This is a genomic window from Streptomyces sp. NPDC002754 (assembly GCF_053592315.1).
This window is the reverse complement of the sequence record NZ_JBSFVM010000030.1, coordinates 36,414-56,099: the sequence shown is the minus strand read 5'-3', so window position 1 is coordinate 56,099 and position 19,686 is coordinate 36,414. Positions and strand designations below refer to the sequence as shown.

Below are 19,686 nucleotides of genomic sequence, written 5' to 3'. Positions count from 1 at the left end.
TTGAACTCACAGCGGGGCTGTCGGAGAGCGCCAGTGTGATCATCGTCGACGCCACCGATCACACCGCAGCCCGCCACTTCGACCCCTCCGCCGGAGATCGATCGAGGCCATGCGAATCGACGATGAAGACACGCCGATGGATGACGGCATGCTCGTCTACTACCAGGACGAGTTGTTCACCGGCGAGGTCGTCTCGAAGGATGCGAGCGGACTCGTGGTCGATCTCGTGACCTACACGAACGGGGTGCAGAACGGCCCCCAGGGGCAGTGGTATTCGGACGGCACCAAAGAAATGGAAGCGGAGGCGGCCAACGGGATCGCGGTCAACGACTTCCGCACGTGGCACAAGAACGGCCAACTGTCCGAGCACAGTATCTTCAACTCCAAGGGCCGACGAACCCGCCGCCAACGCTGGGACCAGGACGGGAACTTGATCGAGGACAAAACCTACGATCACAGGTAGCCGCAGCTCAACGCGGAGGACGCACGCCTTCGCCCAGGCCGCACTTGGCGTGCATAGGCACGGGACTGACCGCGGACAAGAACGGAAGTGCGAGGCCTGAGTGTTCAGCGAATTTCAGCGCTTCTACTTGGATTGGGGCTTCTACCCCGGGGAGGAGGTCAGCCACGTGGATGCCCTGGCCTACGGCGACTACACGCGCGCTCAGGTCAATGAGCTCGGCGTCCCCCAGTTCATCGAACTCTATGACTCCGGCCGCCTCTTTCATATCGATTACTGGACGAGCGAACCGGAAAGCATCAGGGGCCATCACCTGTCTCACCATCCCGGCATCCCCTTCGGGATCGAGTCGACCGTCCGCCGCGTCGGGCCGTACCGCTGGAGCGTCTCTCGCAGGTACGCGAGTGCGGGCAATCTCGTTGGATATCTGGTCCACTTGGAGCGTAGCCACACCTACGATGCCGCTCTGATGACGCTACGGATCGACCTCCAACTCACCTTGAAGAGATCCAGAAGAATTTCCACGCCGATGACGGCCAACTGCTCTACATCTTCGAGTACACCCCGGACGGCGACGTCGCGAGCATCCTTCACACACCCGACGGCAGTTCACCTCGACTGACAGCAGCCCTTGATGACATCGATATGCCGGACTTCTACCGCGAGGGGCTTTCACTACCCGCGGGCGTGGACCGAGCATCGATCCCACTCCTCAAGTGCCCCCGGTGAACCTGACGGCCGAGCGACCAGGACTCGGCGCCTCGGGCCCGGCGCCATCGCATTACCGTAATGGGGTTCAGTAGCCGTGGCGACGAGACGAGAGGCGACATGACGGTGACATCGGTGGGCATGCCCGCGGAAGAAGTGCTCGGTCGGGTGGGCGCATGGTGGCGTGCCGGTGGGCGGGGCGGCAGCGCCGCGCATGTCGTCGCCCCGGAAGGTGTCGATGCCGGGGCCGTCCTGCGGCGGGTGCACGAGGACGTGCCGGGCAGTGTGCTGATCGACGTCGCGGGGCTCAGCGCCGAGCAAGTGATGCATCAGGCCCTGACCGCGCTGGGCGTCGACCTGTCTCCCGGCGAGCGGGGGTTCTGGCCGAACGCGCTCGGTGCGTGGAGCGAGGAGCGGTTGCTCGTGCTCGTCAACACCCGCCGCGCCGGGCACACTCGACGGTCGCACGAGCCGCAGCGGCTCCTGCGCGACACCGTCGGCCGGCTGGCGACACGGAAGTTGGCCGTGCTGACCGATGCCGACGCCGGACTCCTGCCGCTGGGCCTCCAGCCCGAGAACCTCTTCCACCTGGCCGAGCCCGCCACCGCCGCACCGGCCCCCGAGCTTCCGAATGCCTTGCGTGCACTCGCCCTGGCAGAGCCGCGCACCGTGCCCGTGCCCGTGTGGGTACAGCTCGTTGCCGCCCTCACCGGCGAACCCATGACGCCGGACGAACTCACCGGGCTGGCCCAGGAGCATTCGGATGTTCTCCGGATGGGCCCGCTCGGAGCTTCCTTCACCGACGAGGGTATCGCCGAAGCCCTGCGGAGCGCAGTCGACGCCCAGCAACTCACGGGCGTCAATCGGCACTTGGCCGATTGGCTCCTGCGTTCGTCCGCCGATTTCCGCCATCCCGAAGGATGGGCCAAGTCCGGCCCCGTCGGGCTGTACGCCGCCACCGGGCTCGCCATGCACGCCGTCCAGGCCGGGTCGTACGAGGACCTTCTGCGCGACGGACGCACGGTCGCCCACCTGCCGCAGACCGCAGTCATCGACGCGGCGCGCAGCCACAGCAGCATCATCCCCGGCAACAGCCCCGCAGCCGACGCAATTCACCTGTGGGGCTGGGGCGTTAAACCGAACAGCCAGCGTGAGTGGGCGTCCTGGCTGCATTTGATGTCCTGGTCGCGCGACGATTTCACGTTCGCGCAATCCGTGGCCTCGTCCGGTGTCTCGCTTCCCTGGCGTACGAAGTGGGCCCGCTGGCGGCCGCCGGGTGGGTGTCACGCACGTTTCCTCGAGGCGGGCCGGTTCTCCAGGCTGGCGGAAGTTCGCCGGCAGGGACGGCCCGCCATCGCCGGGTTGCAGAAGCGGATGGTCGACAGATCGCCGGAACCGTACGTTTCCGTCCGGGACGCGGAGACGGGTGAGCTCCTCGCGGGCCCCTGGGAGGGCGACGAGATTCCGCAGGGACACCGTGCGGACCTGGGCCTGCCTCCCCCTGCCGCTCCTCCCAGTCGCCTCGTCGACCTGTTCCCCTCGTCATCACCCCGGCGCAGCGAGCGCGATTTCCTGATGCCCTGCGCGCCACTGGCCGTGGGTGACGCCGTCGTGTTCGGGGGCGAACTGGGGCTGGTGGCCATTCAGCCGGCGGACGGCGTGGACCCTTCGGACACCTTCGGCCTCCGGCAGCAGCCGCTGTCCCGGGACTACCCGGCCCCCGACCCGAGCAGTCCCGTCGATGCCCCTCCGCCGAGCCACCGAGACCTGATCGCCCTGTTCGGCGAGGACGAGATCTTCGAGGCCGAACCCGAGGAACTTCCCGATGAGTTGACCCATCAGCCGACACGCGACCTTCTCACCGAGTTCGGGCTGCCGGACATGACGGAGGGCGCCATGGCGCTCCTGCCGTACGGAGACGGGGACGTCGACCTGCTCGACGAGGTGGACTGGCCGGATGATGTCGAGCCCCCGGAGGAGGGCCCCTTCTTCCAGATCGGCAAGTGGATGGGCGGCGAGCTCGTCGTCGACGGGCCCACGGGCCGCATCCTGCGCGTCCCGACCGACGACGATCCGGGCGGCCCGGACGAGAAGTATCTGACCGCGCTTCCCGCCGCAAGCAGCCTGGAGAGCTTCCTGACCATGGTCGCGCTGTGGATCACCGGGCTCCGCAGCCGTGACCTCACTCCTGGGGGCAACTCCGAACGAAGGCAGATCATTTATTGGGTTCCGGAGGCGCTGGCCGCAGTCGATGAGGAGGGCGGCAGGCAGCACGCCTGGTCGTACGTCCTCGATCACGAGTGACACGACGAGTGGCGCGTCGGAGGCGCCCATGCGCGTCCTGGAGGATGCCGAGTGAGCAGTTACGACACGATCCATCTCTGGCACGGGATTCAACGCAAGTCTGAGAACGCGAGGTTCTCAGTCAACGACATCTACCGGGAGTCCGACGCATCCGTGAGGGTTCGGATCGTGGCCGTCTCCGGCGAAGCGCAGCATCACACCCTACGTGTGCGCGAGACCTTCCCTGTGGGTGGCGAGACGTGGCAGCTAGCCGAGTTGAGGGATTGGCCGAGCGAGGACGACTGGATCGTGGTGCTGCGCCGCGTTGCGACCGTACTGCCGTGACGGGTTCCGGAGCACCAACGTCAAGGAGTGACATGACCGACCCGACAGCCTCTGCCTCTTCGGGAGGACTCGTCGATGCCGTCGTCGAGTGGTGGCATGCGGGCCAACACACAGGCAGTGTCACCTGTCGCGGCGACCGGCTCTTCGGTCATGCGTCAGGCCCACGAACGCATTCCGAACAGTGAGCTTCTTCCAAGCTGGCGGCGCTGACCGCGAGTTGGACAGTCCTGCACAACGACGAAGCTCCTGGTAGACGGGTTCTCGACCAAGATCACCCGTGTCCGCCAGGAGCTTCGCGTGCTCGTCTACCCGTCCTCGATCGACTTGTCCACCCGCACCTTGCGGTTCCTGGCCGGACAACTGACAGCCAAACGTCGGGACATCGGGACCCGGTGGCGACGGCTTCCCGTGGCACGGCAGGCCCTGCTCGCCCTGGCCCACCTGCGATGTGGTGACACATACGCCCAGCTCGCGGCCGGGTTCGGCATTGGGATCGCCACCGTCTACCGCTACATACGTGAGGCCATCGAGGTCCTGGCCGCCCTCGCCCGGGCCCTGACCGAGGCGATGAAGACCATCCGGACGAAGGCGTTCGTCATCCTCGACGGCACGCTGCTGCCCATCGACCGTATCGCCGCCGACACCCCGTACTACTCCGGGAAACACAAACGCCACGGCATGAACGTCCAGGTCCTCACCGATCCGTTCGGCCGTCTGCTGTGGGCCTCACCGGCCTTGCCGGCTCGACCCACGATCTGACCGCCGCCCGGCAGCACGGGATCATCGACGCCCTTGCCGCAGTGGGCCTCAAATGCTGGGCGGACAGTGATGATGGCTGATGGTGTCACCGACGGATCTGTCCCTTGGGCTGACTGACCGGAATCTCGTGTCCTTGCCTTGATCCGTCGATCAAGGCGTATCAAGGCGTATCAAGGCGCCGGCGGACCCGTCCGCGTCCCGTTCCGTGGCCGCAGGCTCAAACGATGGCAGCGTCGCCACAAGACCACCCACGCCAAGATCCGCTGTGTCGGTGAGCAGGCCATGGCCACCCTCAAGGGCTGGCGGCTCCTGCGGAAACTCCGCTGCAGCACCAACCGCATCACCAACATCGTGAAGGCCGTCCTCGTCCTTCACCACGCATCAACGTGAGGTTGGAAAGAGCTCACTGCCGCGAACTGCCGTACCGCCTTCGCGTGCGTCCCTCAGGTCGGAGACGTCGCGATGCGGCGCAGTGTCACGAGCCAGTCGTCCTCGCTCGGCCAACCCGTCAACTCGGTGAGCTGCCATGTCTCGGTGCCCACGGGGAAAGTGTCCCCGACGTGGAGGACGTGGTACTGACTTTCGGTGGCCACGCCGATCGCGAGTCGGACCCTGACGGAGCCGTCGGGGTCCCTGTAGATGTCCATCACCGAGAAGTCGGCGTATCCGAGGCTTCGCTGGATCCCGTGCCAGAGACCCACCGTGTCGGCACCGCTCACCTCGCGTCCCCCAACCGATCGGTGCGATCAGAACAACCCGTGCCACATCTGCTCGACGATCACCGACCACCAATTCCGCGGATCGTCCAGGGACGACGCGTCGATGGCGACCAGCTGCTCCTGGAGGTCGGCGACAGCGCTGCCCGCCATGACCGGGTCGAGCGCGATCATCTCTTCGCGCGTGGTGTGCAGGAGCGCGAGGGAGCGGGCGAAGGCGGACACCGAGGCGTTGACGCGGCGGCCCGCGCCGTCGTCCGGGGTGACGGCCCAGATCTGGCCGACCGGCTCGCCCGCCAGGTCCGATCCCGTGCACTGGACGGTGATCAGGGCGACGCCGTCGGTGCCGATCCGGACGTGGCCCTCCAGGAATGCGAGGGCGTCCGCGCCTGCCTGCGAGCCGGTCTCGCGCAGGTGCGCGGCGGCGTTGCCGAACAGCCCGCCCGGGAGCCCCGCCTGCGGGCCGTCCGCCGTGAAGAAGAACGCGATGTCGGCCGGAAGACCCGCCCACGTGAGCGTGGCCTTGGCGGCCTCTGGAAGAGGCGTGCCCGCCACGTCGTCCGCGGCGTAGCGGCGTACGTCGTCGGCGCCGAAAGCCTCCGTCAGTTCGCGGCCGAGGGCGACGTCGCGGATGGGCTCGGCCGGTTCCACGTCGGTCGGCACCGGCGTGCGGTGGGGCCGGGGCGGCGGCTGCTGTCCGGCGATCCGGTGCATCTCCTCGACGTGTTCGATCAGGCCGGCGACCGCCTCGGCACGCTCCTCGCCGCGCAGGCCGTACTCCTGTACGCAGCTGAACTTGGCGTGGGGGAAACGGCGGCCGAGCAGCAGGCCCGGGTAGCCGCCGGGAAGCGGGCTGGAGCTGAGGTCGGTGTGGATCGCGAGCACGTTCCGCGCGGGGACACCGAGGCGGTCGAGCTCCGCCATCGCCTGGTACTCGGAGTGCGGCTCGCCGGGGGCGGAGTTCTGGGCGAGGCTCGTCTCCTCGCCGGTGGCCGGGTCGACGTACGTGAAGACCGCCGTGTTGCCGGGGCCCGTGACCGGCGGCTCCGTCGTCTCCTCGCCCCCGCCGTGCTTCTGCTGGTACATCCGCACGACTTCCTCGACCGGCACGGACGGCCAGGTGCTCAGCTCGCCGGTGTGGCGGTCGACGACGCCGCAGGAGTGGCCGATCGTGGCGGGCGGTCGGCGCTTGCCCGTGACCGGGTCGCGCTCGAGCGGCGGGGCGGCGGCCCACACCACCCAGCCCAGGTCGAACTCCTGGATCCGGACCTCGCGGCGCTGCTGTCCCTCGGGGTTGAGCCACCCCTCGGCGGTCGCGAGCGCCTGCTCCTGGCTGATCACGGGAACTCCCTACGAGTCTTGGGCGGGGGCTGAGTGCAGGCGGTCCGATACGGGCGGCGCCGGACGGATCCGCAGCGCCTTCACACCACCCTCCGTGGCGACAAGGAGGATGCCGTCGGGGGAGATGTCGGTTCCCGTTACGGGTGTGGCGGAGACCAGGGCCGTGACGATCTTCTCGTCGCCGTGCTGCTCGCCGCGATGCCAGACACGGACGTAGTCGGCGCCCCGGCTGAATCCGAGCGGTGCCGCGGCACGATCGTCTTCCGACGGGCGCTGGATCCGCGCCGGGTCGGCGTCGATGACGGCGCCGGTCACGAGGTCGTGCACGAGCACGGCGGACGAATCGGGGTCGTCCGCCTGCAACGGGTGTGCGCCCGGGGCGCCTTGAGGTACCACGCTGACGGCGACCGCGACTGGTCCCTGCTCCCCCGGCAGACTGCCGACGGTCACCCCCTCGACCCCGGCCACCGGCACACTCCACAACGTGTGCCAAGGAAGCTCCGGCAGCGACCGCCTCAACACCGCCGCGTACTCCGCCAGCCCGTCCTCGACGAACGCGGTCTCCAGGAACGCCGCGCGCAGCATGGCGGGCGCCTGGGTGCGGGTGAGCAGTGGGGCCGTACGCAGATACGTGCGGGCCGGGGCCTCCAACTGCTCGGCGGGCAGGGCCTCCACCGCGGCGCGCAGCAGCACCGGGTCGGCGTGGGCGAACAGGTTGGGGTCGGTGAGGAGTCGGGGCAGCAGTCCTGCCGCCAAGGTGTGTCCCGCGATGCGGTCGCGGACGTACTCGCCTGCCTTCGCCCAGTCCTGATCGGGGACGGCCTCCAGTAGCTCCATGGCGATGCGTGCCTGAGCGCCCGGCACGTCCGCGATGCCTGCCCGAACGGCCTCGCCGATGCCGGGGTGTTGCAGCGCGACGAGTGTCCGCTCGTCCTCGGGGGTGTCTTCGCCGGCCCTCTCGACGGGGCGGATGAAGGGGGCGGCGAGCAGCATGCCCTTGGCCATGTCCTCGCTCATGTCCCGCTCGGCGACGGCGGAGGCGAGCGGGGTCAGCAGGTGCACGGGCAGGCCGTCGCCCTCGGCGAGGGCGAGCGGCGCGAGGATCTGCCGCAGGGTGCGGGGGTGGGCGTCGAGGCGCTGGGCGTGCAGGTCGAGCACTTCGCCTACGCTGCCCGGGAGTTGACCCGGGTCCGCCGGGTCGAACCCCTCCGGGTGCGTCAGGATCGACTGGACGGCGAGGTGGACGGTCAGGCGGCTGCCCGCGCCGTCGCCCGCGTACCGGGCGATCGCCTCGGCGAGCGCGCGCCGGGCGTCGGGGTCGGTCGTGAACGGCAGTTCAGGGGCGCCGAATTGGGGATTGAGGAGCGCCTCCGCCTGCAGTACGAGGCCTTCGGGGTCGGCCCACTCGGGCGCGTCGAGGTCGATGATCCGGGCCGCGCCGGACGGCAGCCCCTCCGCCAGCTCGGCGGCGAACTCCCGGGGCACCTCGGCGAGCAGGCGTACGGACTCGACAGCGGCGAGGGGCTTGAGCACGTCCCGCACCACGCGCGCAGGCTCCCCCGCCCCCCGCACCGGTCCCGCCCGGTCCACATCCGGCACGACGATCGTCACCGGCCGCCCGGAGGACGGGAGTTGGCCGAGCTCGGGGAAGATGTCGGCGGTGCGGGTCGCGGTCAACTCGTAGTGGTCGGCAAGCAGCCACAGCGCCTGAGCCGCCGTCAGCCCGGCGACGGTCGGCACGGCGGGCGCGGGCAGGTCCGGAGGCACGGTCGCCGGATCGAACGCGTCGAGTTCGAGCCCCTTGCGGTACTCCGGGTCGCAGAGCATCAGGAACCCGGTGAGCAGCCGCGAACACCCGGTGCCCGGACTTCCGGTCAGGATGACGACCCGGGGCGCGCCCGGCCACTCCATCCGCCACGCGGCGAGCGCGCGCAGCGCGGCGTTGCGGCCCCCGATGTACGGGTGGGGCTCATAGGCGGCCTCGGCCCGCGCTGGGGCCTGGGTCGGGCTGGTCATCGCTCCCCCGTCGTCCTGTCCGTCCGGCACCGTCAGGTCAATTCGTGTTGACCGTACGGCGTTCATCCTATGGGCGTCGCACGGGGCGAATCACGCCCCGTCCGCCGCTTGTTACCCAGGTGTGGCGCCGGCCCCGCCACACACGTGCCGGAAGGCATCACCGCTCGGCGTCGGGGCCGAAGAGCGTGGCGAGCGCGCGGTCGACGACGGCCTCCACATTCTCCTTGCCCGCCGGCACGAGCGCGTACGTACGCAGCAGGAAGCGGCGCAGGGCCGAGGTGTCGAACTGGACCACGGCCATCCCCTGTGGCGCGTGCAGCTCGACGACGGTGCGTGCACGGCCGCACGGCCACACGTGGATGTCCCCGGTCCCGGTCGGTACGCGCAGGCCGTCGTCGAGGAGGGTGCGCGCGAAGGCCCATGTCACTTCGACCCCGGCGAGCGTGGCCTCGGCGGGGAACACCAGCTGGAGGGCGAGCGGATCGGCGGATTCATAACGGAGGGTGACAGTGACACTGCGCTCGGGCCCCTGCCCCTCGGCGGTGACGATGCGGGCGTGGGCGGGCTGTTCGAGCGTGACGGGCAGCGTGGTCGGCATGGCAGGTCCCTTTCTGCTCTGCGGGTTCCAGGTGCCAGTTCGACGCGACGGCGGGGCGGGACATTACGGCGTTTCCGGAAAAGGCGGTTGTGACCTACGCCACCCACCCCTCCATAATCCGACATTTGTGAATTACGGTTGCAAAATCCTCGCCCGATCCGCAGTCGGGCCGAGTGGCAAAGCACCGCCAGAGCACCGCCGCAGTCGGACGGAACGGAAGACTCCTGCCATGACCGACGGCCCCGCCGCCGCGCCGATACCCGCCGCCGTCACGGAAGACGGCCTCAGCCCGACCGCGTACGCGCGGATCTACGAAGCGGAGCAGCCTCGCCTCGTCGCGTACGCCCGCTCGCTGACCGGCAGCCCCTGGCTCGCCGACGACCTCGTCGCCGAGGCGCACTTCCGGGTCTGGCGGCGCCTTGCCGCCGGGCATGTCATCGACAACGTGGCGGCGTACCTGACGACGACCGTGCGGCACCTCGCCGCCTCAGCGGGACGCGGGGCCGCGCGCGAGACACCCCTCGACCCGCACGCGGGCATCGAGCCGGTGCACGTGTCGAACGGTGCGTACGACGCCGGGGCGTACGGCGACCAGGACCCGGCCGCCCGCGCCTCCGCCGTGGACCTGCTGTCCCAGGTCCTCGGGCAGCTGCCGAAACGGTGGGTGAAGGCCCTGTGGCTCTCCGAGGCGGAGGGTCAGCCGCTGGAGGCGGTGGGCCGGGGCATCGGCGCGGGCAGCGGCGCCACGGCCGTGCTGCTGCACCGGGCTCGGGAGGGCATGCGGCAGGGGTTCCTGCGGGCACATCCGGGCACCCCGGACGATCCCGCGTGCGAGCCCCACTGGGACCGGATGCCCGCGCACGTGCGTGGCAGCGCGTCCGCGCGCCAGTCGGAGAAGCTCCTCGCGCACGTCGACGACTGCGACGACTGCCGGGCGCGACTCACGGTCCTGCTGCGCGCCAACGACCGGCTGCCGGCCCTGGTGGGTCCGGCGCTCCTGATCTTCGTGCTCGGCGGGGCCGGGAAGTTCCTGGTGCCGCTCGCGGCCGGAGCGGGGGCGACCGGCGCCGCGACCGGTGGGCACGGGTCCGGTTCCGGGCTGCTGCACGGCGTGCGGCACGCGCTGACCGGCGGGGCGAAGGCGCAGGGCGCCCTGGCCGGGGTGCTCGGGGTCTCGGTGGCGGGAGCCGCCGTCGCGGGTGGGCTCATGTTCGCCGGGAACAGCGATACGGTGCCGCCCCAGCGGTCGGCGGCGGTGCAGAGCGAGGCACCCGCCGAGCGTGACAGCGCCCCGTCGGCGCCGTCCGCGCACCCCTCAACACCCGGCCCACGTACGCACGTTGCCCCGCAGGGTCGGTCGCAGGGTACGACCGAACCCGACTCGCAGGCGGCGCCGGGCGGCTCCGCGAACAAGCAGGCGCCGGCGGCTCCCAAGACCCCGGACGCTCCGCCGGCTCCCAAGGCGCCGGACACATCACCGGACTCCGCGGCCCCGGCCACGCCCACCACTCCCCCGGACCCGCCCACGTCCGAGCGGTCCGTACCGAGGGAGCCCAAGGCGGACGAGCCGTCGTCCGGCGACACCCCGGCCGAACCACCCACCACCCCCACCCCGACTCCCACACCCACACCCACACCCACGCCCACGCCCACGCCCACGACACCACCCGCGCAGACACCGACGCCGACCCCCGAGCCCTCCACCCCGACGGAGCCCGCGCCCACCACTCCCCCGGAGCCGGAGCCCAGCACCCCTGCCCCCGCTCCCACCTGCACCCACTGGCTCGGCCCGATCTACCTCTGCCACGCCGGCTGACGCCGCGGCACGGCGTTGGCCGCCATGCATTCATTGCGCTGAACGCAAGTTGTGCAGGATTGCTTTGCCGACACCGCAACTCTGCCTAGCGTCACACCATCGCCGGGGCATGCCCGCTCCGGTGGACGGCGGACGACGTTCACGCAGGGGGAGCAGGCCGTGGCAACAGACCGGGAACAGCATGCGGTGGTGGTCGGCGCCTGTAGCGGCATGGGTGCCGCGATCGTGGAGACACTGCGCGGGCAGGGGGTCAGGACGCAGGCCCTGGACCTGCCGTCGGCCTCGTGGAGCAGTGAAGTGGCGGGCGGGACGGGCCCGGTGGACGTGACGGACGTGGCGTCGGTGGACTCGGCCCTGATGCGCGCCGAGGAGATGTTCGGGGCGGTAGAGATCGTCGTGAACTGCGCGGGGATCCTCGGCCCTGTCGCCCCGACCGTGGAGACGTCGCAGCAGACGTTCGAGCGAATCGTGGACCTCAACCTCGGGGGTGCGTTCACGGTGACGCGGGCGGCTCTGCAGTTGATGCTGCCGCGCGGCTACGGGCGGATCGTGCACATCGCCTCCATGGCAGGCAAGGAGGGGAATCCGCAGATGGCGGCCTACTCGGCCTCGAAGGCCGGGGTGATCGGGATGGTGAAGTCCGTCGGCAAGGAGTACGCCGCCTCCGGCGTGACGGTGAACGCCATCGCGCCGGCGTCAGTGGAGACACCCCTCATTCAGGGCATGACGCCGGAGCGGCAGGAGGTGCAGAAGTCCCTCATACCGATGCGCCGCTTCGGGACCGTCGACGAGATCGCGCACCTGGTCTCCTACATCGTCTCGCCGCAGGCGTCGTTCACGACCGGGTTCGTGTACGACGCCTCGGGCGGCCGGGCCGACTACTGACATCGAGGCGTGCGAGGACGCACGCCTCTCGAAGAACAGGACTGCGCACCATGTCAAAGGCGACCAGGTCACACGTCGGTTCCCCGGTCACGACCGGCTCGGAGCCCGGCGCGACTCCTGCCTCGACCAGCTCCGGTCGGAGCGGCCTCAGCCAAGGCAAGAAGGCCTCTGCCGCCGGTTTCGTGGGCTCCGCGCTGGAGTACTACGACATGTACATCTACGCCTCGGCCTCGGCCTTGGTCTTCAGTCAGGTGTTCTTCCCGGACGCCGGAGCGAGGGGGCTGCTGCTGAGCCTGGGTTCCTACGGAGTGGCGTACGTGGCCCGCCCGCTGGGCGGCTTCGCGGCCGGTCACATCGGTGACCGGTTCGGGCGTCGCAACATCATGATCATCACGCTGATGGTGATGGGTGTGGCGACGTTCCTCGTCGGCTGTCTGCCCTCGTACGCCTCGATAGGCATGTGGGCGCCGGGCGCGCTGATCGCGCTGCGGCTGTTCCAGGGCCTGTCGGTGGGAGGCGAGGCCTCCGGGTCGGCATCGTTGACGTTGGAGCACGCCCCGGAGGGACGCAGGGGCCTGTACTGCTCGTGGATGGTGAACGGCATCTGGGTGGGCTACATCCTGGCCACCTTGGCCTTCATCGGAGTGGCGGCGCTTCCCGAGGAACAGATGATGGCCTGGGGTTGGCGGGTGCCGTTCTGGGCCTCCGCGGCCCTGGTGATCGTCGGCTCCGTCATCCGTCGCTCCCTGGAGGACCCGAAGGCATTCAAGGAGCAGAAGGAGCAGGGAAAGCTCAGCAAGGCGCCGATCGGCCTGGTCCTCAAGCATCAGCCCGCGGACGTGGTGCGCGTCGCCTTCGCGGCCTTCTTGATCGTCATCAGCTCGGTGGTGCCGGTGTGGGGGCTGACGTATGCGACGCACGTGATCGGGGTGCCGTCCTCGACGATGCTGTGGGCGGTCGTGTTCGGGTATGCCACCGCCCTGGTGATGCAGCCGCTGTTCGCCGCGCTGAGTGACAAGGTGGGCCGGCGCCCGGTGCTGATCGGCGGGAATCTGTTCGGCGCGGTGGCGGTGTGGCAGTTCTTCTGGGCCGTGGGCAACGGTGACGTGCCGATGATCTACCTGGGCTTCTTCCTGTGCATCACGCTCGCGTTCGCCGCGACGAACGCGGTGTACCCGGTCTTCTTCAGCGAGATGTTCAACGTCCGCTTCCGCGTCAGCGGCATGGCGGTGGGCCTGCAACTGGGCATGGTCCTCACCGGGTTCTCCCCGACGATCATCCAGGCCGTCTCCTCCGCGACCGGCGACTCCTGGTGGCCGGCGGCCGCGCTCACCTCACTGGCCTGTGTGATCTCCGCGATCGCGGTGGCCACGGCCCGCGAGACCCACCGGGTCCCCCTGGCGCAGCTGGGTCGTCAGACCGACTGACCCCCTCGTGATGTGTCGAAGCGGGGCGGGCGCCCCCACAGGGGTGCCCGCCCCGCTTCAGCGTGCCCGGCTCTGGCCGGAGAGATAACGGTCCGTCAGATAGCGGTCGGCGACTGTGGTGAGCGCCTCGCCGAAGCGGGCGACGTCGGCGCGTCCGCACCGCATGACGGGCAGGGCGATGCTGAGGGCTGCGTGCTGCCCTTCCTGGCTGCCGAGGCTGATGCCGAAGGCGGCCACGCCGACCTCGCTCTCCTCGAAGTTGGAGGCGACGCGCTGCTTGCGGACCTTGTCCAAGGCCTTTTGCAGGCGCTCCATGTCGGCCCCGAGAGGGCTCCTGCGGCGACCGCTGGCGGCCACCTGGTAGCGGGCTTGGACGTCGTCGTCGGAGAGGCCGGCGAGCATGGCCTTGCCGGTGGAAGTGACGTGGGCTGACAGGCGCACGCCGGTGCGCAGGCCGAACCGGATGACGTGCTCGGTGGCTTCGATGCCGTCGACGTGATGGATCTCCGTGCCGACGAGAGTGGCGAGGTGGACGGTCTCGTTCACCTCCTCGAAGAGCTGTTCCAGGTAAGGGCGCACCTGGTCGCGCAGCGTGGGGGCGGAGACGGTGGCGGGGCGCGTCAGGTCGGGGCCCGGGACATAGCGGCGTCGCTCGCCCCGCAACGCGAACCCGTCTCCGACCATCGTGGCGAGCAGCCGCTGGGCGGTGGACGGGTTGACGTCCAGGGCGGCCGCGGCCTCCGTGACGCTCAACGAGCCTGCCGATGCGAGCAGTTTGACGAGGACGAGCACGCGGTGCGCCGCCTCCACGCGAAACTCTTCATTGCGCTCCATGCAAGAACCTTAGGTTCTATTGCGTGAGTCGCAACTCGATGAATACGGTCACGTCGAGTCCGGGAGCGGGGAGACACCCCGACGTGACCGCGCCGCCACTTCGAGTGCCGCCGTGCCGCAGCCCCCGTCGACGTGCGGCCGAGACCGAGAAGCCGCTTCTGCCAGCAATGCCCTGTCCGCAGCCCTGCGCCAGGAGAACGACACCGCCGGAGGTTCCCGACATGGCCACCACGCCATCCCCGTCCGCCCAGAACCCCGGGGCCCCGGGATCCTCGAAGCCGGAGCGCTCGGCGATCGTGACCGGAGGCGCCGGCGGTATCGGCTCCGTGATCGCGGCCCAGTTGGCGCAGTCCGGCTACCGCGTGGTCGTCGCGGACGTCGACGACGACCGTGCGAAGGCCACCGCCGACGAGCTGCCCGGTGAAGGCCACCTCGGCTTCGGCGGAGACCTGACGTCATCGTCCGTGAACGCCGACCTCGCGGCGGCGGCCACGGGACTGGCCCCGCTCGGGGCCTTGGTGAACGCGGTCGGCATCTCCCCCAAGCGCGAAGGCCGCAAGATCGAACTGGAGGAGATCGACGACGCCCTTTTCCACCAGGTGATGGCGGTCAACGTGGCCGCGCCCTTCTTCCTGGTGCGAGAGGCCGCCCGGTTCATGCCCGACGACGGCACCGCGAGCATCGTGAACCTGCTCTCGATCGCGGGACGCCTCGGAACCGGCGGCCCGGCCGGCGCCCACTACCCGCCCTTCCTGCCCTCGGCCATGGTCTACGGCGCCTCGAAGGCCGCACTGGCGAACCTGACGGTCAGCCTGGCCCACGAACTGGCCCCTCGACACATCCGCGTCAACGGAGTCGCCCCGGGATTCGTCCAGACACCGATGATGGGTCAAGTCCCCCCGGCCGGCCCCCTCGTGGACCAGGTCCCGGCCCGCCGGTACGCACGCCCGCAGGAGATCGCGGCAGCCATCCAGTTCCTGCTGTCCCCGCAGGCGTCCTACATCACCGGCACCAGCATCGACGTCGACGGCGGCTGGGCGCCCCGCCCCTGACCCGCTGCGCGCCGCCACACGCATGACCCCGTGCACCGACCTCGTGCACCGGCCTCGTCGAGGAAAGCGAGAACACATGCAGCAGCGGATCGAGCACGACCTGGTGGTCCTGGGCTCCGGCATCGCGGGGCAGACAGCCGCGACCACGGCCGCCGAGGCGGGACTGGACGTCCTGCTGGTCGAGAAGCAGCCCGCTCTGGGCGGCTCCTCGGCCATGAGCGGCGGTTGGTTCGCCTTCTCCGGCACCCAGGAACAGGCCGATGAAGGCATCGAGGACTCCCCGGACCTGTTCCGCCGGGACCTGCTGGAGGGCGGCCGACACTTCAACGACCCAGCCCTGATTGACACTTACCTGGCCCATCAGCACTTCGCGTACCAGTTCCTCAGGGACCACGGAGTGCGCTTCAGGGAAGTGGCGATCAGCTCCGGGATGTCGGCCGCGCGCGGCCACAACAGCGCGATCCAGGACGTCCTGGCCAAGCTGCACGCGGCATTCGTGGCAGCGGGCGGCAGCACACTGACCGGCACGGCCGCCCAGCGCCTCCTGACCGAGAACGGACAGGTCGTGGGCGTTCAGGCGCAGGGCCCGGACGGACCGGTGGAGCTGTACGGGCGCCGGGGCGTCGTCCTGGCCACCGGCGGGTTCAGCCGTGGCACCGAGATGCTGAAGATCTTCGCCCCCGAGCAACTGGCGGCCATCCCCTACGGCGGTCGCGGCAATACCGGCGACGGCTTGCGCATGGCCTGGCGGCTGGGTGCGGGGATGGCGGACATGTCTTTCGTGGCGGCCACCTACGGCTCCCACCCCGATACCGGAGAGGAGTTCCACGAGCTGCTGACCGCCTACTACTTGGGCGCGGTCATCGTGAACACGGCCGGAAACCGGTTCGTGGACGAGTCGATCGACTACAAGGCGCTCGGCCGGGCCGTCCTCGACCAGCCCGACGGGCTCGGCGTGCAGATATTCGACTCCCGGGTACGCGCGCAGTCCCACCGCGGCATCCCCCTCAAGGACATGGACACCCTCCAGGAGATCGGGCACCTCCACGCGGCCGACACCCTGGAGGAAGTCGCCCGCCTGGCAGGAGTCGACCCCGAGGCGCTGGCCGTCACCATCGAGCGTTACAACACCGCCGTCGCGGAAAAGACCGCGGACGAGCAGGGCCGCACAGGGCTGTGCAACGCAGTGGGTGAGCTGACACCGATCGACGCCCCGCCCTACTACGCCTACCCCGCCAAGTCCTTGATGACGACCACCTATTGCGGGCTCACCACCACCCCGGACGCTGAGGTCACCACCGTCGACGGCGATCCGATCGCGGGCCTGTACGCCATCGGGGAAGCCGTCGGCGGCTTCCACGGAGCCACCTACATCACCGGAACGTCGCTGGGCAAGGGCGTCGTGTTCGGCCACAGGCTCGGCGTCGCCCTTGCCGAATCCGAGCCACAGAACCAGGACACCAGCGCAGACAAGGAGACCGCGTGAGCACCGTGCACACCGAGAGGTTCGATGTCGTCGTGGTGGGGTCCGGCATCGCCGGGTCCTCCGCCGCAGTGGCCGCCGCCCAACGGGGCGCCCGCGTCGCGCTCCTGGAAAAGCTGGACACCTTCGGCGGATCCGCGGCCCTGTCCGCAGGCATGTTCTGGACCGCCCCCGACCTGGACGCCTACAGGCGCCGCGTCCCCCTCGGCGACCAGGCCCTGGGCCACGCCGTCGTTCAGGACTACGCCGAGTGCCTGGAGGAACTGCGCGCCACCGGCGAGCGGGTGGCCGACACCCCGCAGACGGACATCATGACGTTCGGCGTCGGCTACTCCACCGACATCCGAGCGATCCTGGCCTGGTGCCGAGCCCAAGTGGAGAAGACAGGGGGTGTGTGCCGCACCGCCACGGCGGCACTGCGGATCCTGCAGGACGGGCACGGCGCGGTCACCGGCCTGCTGGCCCGCACCGAACAGGGCCAGGTGCACTACGAGGCCCCGGCCGTGGTGCTGGCGGGCGGCGGCTTCCAAGGGGCACGCGATGAACTGACCCGCGCCATGGGACCCAACGCCGACCGGCTGCTGCTGCGCTCCAACGCGGGCAGCGTCGGTGACGGACTGCGCCTGGCCCGGCAGGCGGGAGCCGTCGGCTCCACCGCGATGAGCACGTTCTACGGGCACCTCATCGGCGCCCCCGCCAACAGCTTCGAGCCGGACGACTTCCTGCCCAACTCGCAGTACTACTCCGACCACGCCGTCCTGGTGAACCGCCAGGGCCGCCGGTTCGTCGACGAGACCCTGGGCGACGAGATCCTCAACCAGGACCTCCTGCAACAGCCACAGGCCGGCGGCGTGCTGATCTTCGACCACCACGTACGCACCACCGTCGGCACCGACGAACCCTTCCCCGGCCTCGGCGTCGTCGACCGCTACCGGATCGCCGTCGACAACGGAGCCCTCGCGGCCCGGGCCGACACTCTCGAAGGTTTGGTGGCCCACGTGGCCGGCTGGGGCATCGATCCGGCCGAACTCGGCCGGACCCTGCACGACTACGCCGCGGCCGCCTCCACCGACGGGGGATTCGCGGGCGGACACCCCGTGTCGGCGCAGGCCCGTGCCCCACAGACCGGCCCGTTCTACGCACTCATGGTGCAGCCCAGCATCACCTTCACCTTCGGCGGCATCCGCATCGACGACCAGGCCCGCGCCCTGGACGCCGACGGTCGCCCCGTACCTGGTCTGTACGCAGCCGGAGCGGACATCGGCGGGCTGTCCAACCACGGCTACGCCGGCGGCCTCGCCCCGGCGTACATCACCGGACGACGGGCCGGGCGCAGCGCCACCCGAACCTGACAAGGAGGAACAACCATGGTCTACACAGCAGACGTTCTGGTCGTAGGCGCCGGTGGATCCGGCATGGCGGCCGCGATCTCGGCGGCGACCAGCGGAGCATCGGTCATCATCCTGGAGAAGTGTGCCCAGGTCGGCGGTTCCACCGCGCTGTCCGTCGGCTCTTTCACCGCGGCGAACACCAGTTACCAGTTCCGGGCCGGGGTCAACGACAGCATCGACCTGTTCGTCGACGACATGAAGACAGCCAACGGTTCTTTCGAGGCGCGGGAGAACCAGTCGCTGCGGCGGATCCCGGCCGAGAACGCCGGACCGACCGTGGAGTGGCTCTCCTCGCTGGGAGTGCAGTTCCTGGGCCCGACACCCGAACCGCCCTACGACAAGCCGCGCATGCACAATGTCCTGCCGAACTCCGGGGCCTACCGGGACGCCCTGCTGCGCGAGTGCCGCCGACGGGGCGTGGAGATCCGCACCTCGATCAGGGTGGACGAGCTGCTGCGCAACGGCGACGGGGAGATCATCGGCGCGACGGCCAACGGCACGCGGTACTTCGGGCGCCGTGGCGTCGTCCTGACCACGGGCGACTACTCCGCCTCCGCGGAGCTGAAGTCCAAGCACGTGGGCGAGGCCGCGGCGAGGATCCCGCCGGTGAATCCGGCCAACACCGGCGACGGGTTCCGCCTGGGCGAGAACGCCGGCGGATACACCCTGCAGATGGACCGCCTCTACGAAGGTCTGCGCTTCGCACCCTCGAAGCGCCCGGACCTGATCAAAATGCTGCCGGCCGCCCCCGCGCTGAACCGCGTCATCCGCTTCGTGGCGGAACGGCTGCCGAAGAACCTGCTGGCGTACGTGATCCGAGGTGCACTGACCAGCTGGATCGGCCCGAACGTCACCATGTACCGGGCGGGCGCGATCCTCGTGGACGACACCGGGCGTCGCCTGGCCAACGAGGACACCGACTCGGCCATGGCCCGGTCCGTGGCCGCCACGGGTGACAACGCCGGATTCATGGTCTTCGACGAGCAGATCGCACGGAAGTTCTCTGCCTGGCCCAACCCGGTGTCCACCTTCCCCGGCGTCGCCTACGCCTACGTGCAGGACTACAAGCGTTACCGGCCGGACGTGTACCACCGCGCCGACACCGTGGAGGAGCTGGCGCACGAGATCGGCATCGACCCGGCCACCCTGCGCGCCACGGTGGACCGTTGGAACCAGGGCGTCCGGGACGGCAAGGACGAGGACCACGGTCGCGAACACCTGGGCAACGGCGTCACACAGGGCCCGTTCTACGCACTGGGACCAATGAACGCCTACATCACGCTCGCCGACGGCGGCCTCGGTGTCGACGACCAACTGCGCGTCACACGCGAGGACAACACGATCGTGCCCGGCCTGTGGGCCGCGGGATCCACCGGCCAAGGCGGCCTGCAACTGCTGAACCACGGCCTGCACATCGCCTGGGCGATGGTCTCCGGCCGGGTCGTCGGCCGGAACGTCGCGGCCTCCCCGCACCGCACCGACATGCACGTCGCCTCGACTACTCGTCGCTCCGGACCCTGATCCGCCCACCGACCGCGGCCTCGCCGATCGATGTCGCGAGGCTCCGGCACC

General features: G+C 69.9%; 16 protein-coding genes and 1 pseudogene. 12 read left to right on the top strand and 5 right to left on the bottom strand.

Annotation, left to right across the window (positions count from 1 at the left end):
- The first annotated feature begins 109 nt into the window (after positions 1-109).
- The 5 genes and pseudogenes from ACWD2L_RS34460 (at position 110) to ACWD2L_RS34440 (ending at position 4,945) form a co-directional block, all read left to right on the top strand.
- A complete protein-coding gene (locus ACWD2L_RS34460) occupies positions 110-463 on the top strand; it encodes a toxin-antitoxin system YwqK family antitoxin (RefSeq protein ID WP_451193012.1) in 354 nt (117 codons plus the stop codon).
- A gap of 100 nt (positions 464-563) precedes the next feature.
- On the top strand, positions 564-1,082 hold the full coding sequence (locus ACWD2L_RS34455; protein WP_451193009.1) for a hypothetical protein: 519 nt from the start codon (positions 564-566) through the stop codon (positions 1,080-1,082).
- A 167-nt stretch (positions 1,083-1,249) separates the two neighbouring features.
- Positions 1,250-3,472 (top strand): SUKH-4 family immunity protein, encoded by a 2,223-nt coding sequence (locus ACWD2L_RS34450; protein WP_451193007.1) that lies wholly within the window; start codon positions 1,250-1,252, stop codon positions 3,470-3,472.
- A 51-nt stretch (positions 3,473-3,523) separates the two neighbouring features.
- The gene (locus tag ACWD2L_RS34445) at positions 3,524-3,796 is read left to right on the top strand and encodes a DUF6406 domain-containing protein (protein WP_451193004.1); all 273 of its coding nucleotides are present in this window, start codon (positions 3,524-3,526) and stop codon (positions 3,794-3,796) included.
- Between the two features lie 297 nt (positions 3,797-4,093).
- Positions 4,094-4,945: pseudogene (locus ACWD2L_RS34440) on the top strand (transposase family protein).
- 53 nt (positions 4,946-4,998) lie between these two features.
- Here the strand turns inward: ACWD2L_RS34440 and ACWD2L_RS34435 are convergent.
- The 4 genes from ACWD2L_RS34435 to ACWD2L_RS34420 all read right to left on the bottom strand — a co-directional run bounded on the left by ACWD2L_RS34435 (position 4,999) and on the right by ACWD2L_RS34420 (position 9,226).
- A complete protein-coding gene (locus tag ACWD2L_RS34435) occupies positions 4,999-5,274 on the bottom strand; it encodes a DUF6406 domain-containing protein (RefSeq protein WP_451193001.1) in 276 nt (91 codons plus the stop codon).
- Between the two features lie 27 nt (positions 5,275-5,301).
- Entirely contained in the window at positions 5,302-6,612 is a 1,311-nt protein-coding gene (locus ACWD2L_RS34430; RefSeq protein WP_451192998.1) for an SUKH-4 family immunity protein, read from the bottom strand.
- A 9-nt stretch (positions 6,613-6,621) separates the two neighbouring features.
- Entirely contained in the window at positions 6,622-8,628 is a 2,007-nt protein-coding gene (locus tag ACWD2L_RS34425; RefSeq protein ID WP_451192995.1) for an ATP-binding protein, read from the bottom strand.
- 157 nt (positions 8,629-8,785) lie between these two features.
- Entirely contained in the window at positions 8,786-9,226 is a 441-nt protein-coding gene (locus ACWD2L_RS34420) for an SsgA family sporulation/cell division regulator (protein ID WP_451192992.1), read from the bottom strand.
- A 229-nt stretch (positions 9,227-9,455) separates the two neighbouring features.
- Here ACWD2L_RS34420 and ACWD2L_RS34415 point away from each other — a divergent pair, with 229 nt between their 5' ends.
- The 3 genes from ACWD2L_RS34415 (at position 9,456) to ACWD2L_RS34405 (ending at position 13,354) form a co-directional block, all read left to right on the top strand.
- Positions 9,456-11,042 carry a sigma factor gene (locus ACWD2L_RS34415; protein ID WP_451192990.1) on the top strand — a complete coding sequence of 529 codons (1,587 nt, stop codon included), beginning with the start codon at positions 9,456-9,458 and terminating at the stop codon, positions 11,040-11,042.
- A 159-nt stretch (positions 11,043-11,201) separates the two neighbouring features.
- Positions 11,202-11,927, top strand: a complete 726-nt coding sequence (locus ACWD2L_RS34410) for an SDR family NAD(P)-dependent oxidoreductase (RefSeq protein ID WP_451192987.1) — start codon at positions 11,202-11,204, stop codon at positions 11,925-11,927.
- A gap of 50 nt (positions 11,928-11,977) precedes the next feature.
- Positions 11,978-13,354: an MFS transporter gene (locus ACWD2L_RS34405; protein WP_451192984.1), complete on the top strand. Its 1,377-nt coding sequence runs from the start codon at positions 11,978-11,980 to the stop codon at positions 13,352-13,354.
- A 57-nt stretch (positions 13,355-13,411) separates the two neighbouring features.
- Here the strand turns inward: ACWD2L_RS34405 and ACWD2L_RS34400 are convergent, their stop codons facing one another.
- A complete protein-coding gene (locus ACWD2L_RS34400; RefSeq protein WP_451192981.1) occupies positions 13,412-14,188 on the bottom strand; it encodes an IclR family transcriptional regulator in 777 nt (258 codons plus the stop codon).
- A 221-nt stretch (positions 14,189-14,409) separates the two neighbouring features.
- Here ACWD2L_RS34400 and ACWD2L_RS34395 point away from each other — a divergent pair, with 221 nt between their 5' ends.
- The 4 genes from ACWD2L_RS34395 to ACWD2L_RS34380 all read left to right on the top strand — a co-directional run bounded on the left by ACWD2L_RS34395 (position 14,410) and on the right by ACWD2L_RS34380 (position 19,635).
- A complete protein-coding gene (locus tag ACWD2L_RS34395) occupies positions 14,410-15,240 on the top strand; it encodes an SDR family NAD(P)-dependent oxidoreductase (protein ID WP_451192979.1) in 831 nt (276 codons plus the stop codon).
- Between the two features lie 76 nt (positions 15,241-15,316).
- On the top strand, positions 15,317-16,726 hold the full coding sequence (locus ACWD2L_RS34390; RefSeq protein WP_451192976.1) for an FAD-dependent oxidoreductase: 1,410 nt from the start codon (positions 15,317-15,319) through the stop codon (positions 16,724-16,726).
- Positions 16,723-18,075 carry an FAD-dependent oxidoreductase gene (locus ACWD2L_RS34385; protein WP_451192974.1) on the top strand — a complete coding sequence of 451 codons (1,353 nt, stop codon included), beginning with the start codon at positions 16,723-16,725 and terminating at the stop codon, positions 18,073-18,075. Before ACWD2L_RS34390 ends, ACWD2L_RS34385 begins: the two co-directional genes overlap by 4 nt.
- Before the next feature lie 15 nt (positions 18,076-18,090).
- Positions 18,091-19,635, top strand: coding sequence for an FAD-dependent oxidoreductase (locus ACWD2L_RS34380; protein ID WP_451192972.1), 1,545 nt, complete (start codon positions 18,091-18,093; stop codon positions 19,633-19,635).
- The last annotated feature ends 51 nt before the right edge of the window (positions 19,636-19,686 follow it).

Coding starts and splice junctions, on each gene's coding strand:
- ACWD2L_RS34425 (WP_451192995.1), bottom strand. CDS start 8,628: ATGACCAGCCCGACCCAGGCCCCAGCGCGGGCCGAGGCCGCCTATGAG.
- ACWD2L_RS34420 (WP_451192992.1), bottom strand. CDS start 9,226: ATGCCGACCACGCTGCCCGTCACGCTCGAACAGCCCGCCCACGCCCGC.
- ACWD2L_RS34395 (WP_451192979.1), top strand. CDS start 14,410: ATGGCCACCACGCCATCCCCGTCCGCCCAGAACCCCGGGGCCCCGGGA.
- ACWD2L_RS34450 (WP_451193007.1), top strand. CDS start 1,250: ATGGGGTTCAGTAGCCGTGGCGACGAGACGAGAGGCGACATGACGGTG.
- ACWD2L_RS34380 (WP_451192972.1), top strand. CDS start 18,091: ATGGTCTACACAGCAGACGTTCTGGTCGTAGGCGCCGGTGGATCCGGC.
- ACWD2L_RS34460 (WP_451193012.1), top strand. CDS start 110: ATGCGAATCGACGATGAAGACACGCCGATGGATGACGGCATGCTCGTC.
- ACWD2L_RS34405 (WP_451192984.1), top strand. CDS start 11,978: ATGTCAAAGGCGACCAGGTCACACGTCGGTTCCCCGGTCACGACCGGC.
- ACWD2L_RS34415 (WP_451192990.1), top strand. CDS start 9,456: ATGACCGACGGCCCCGCCGCCGCGCCGATACCCGCCGCCGTCACGGAA.
- ACWD2L_RS34400 (WP_451192981.1), bottom strand. CDS start 14,188: ATGGAGCGCAATGAAGAGTTTCGCGTGGAGGCGGCGCACCGCGTGCTC.
- ACWD2L_RS34390 (WP_451192976.1), top strand. CDS start 15,317: ATGCAGCAGCGGATCGAGCACGACCTGGTGGTCCTGGGCTCCGGCATC.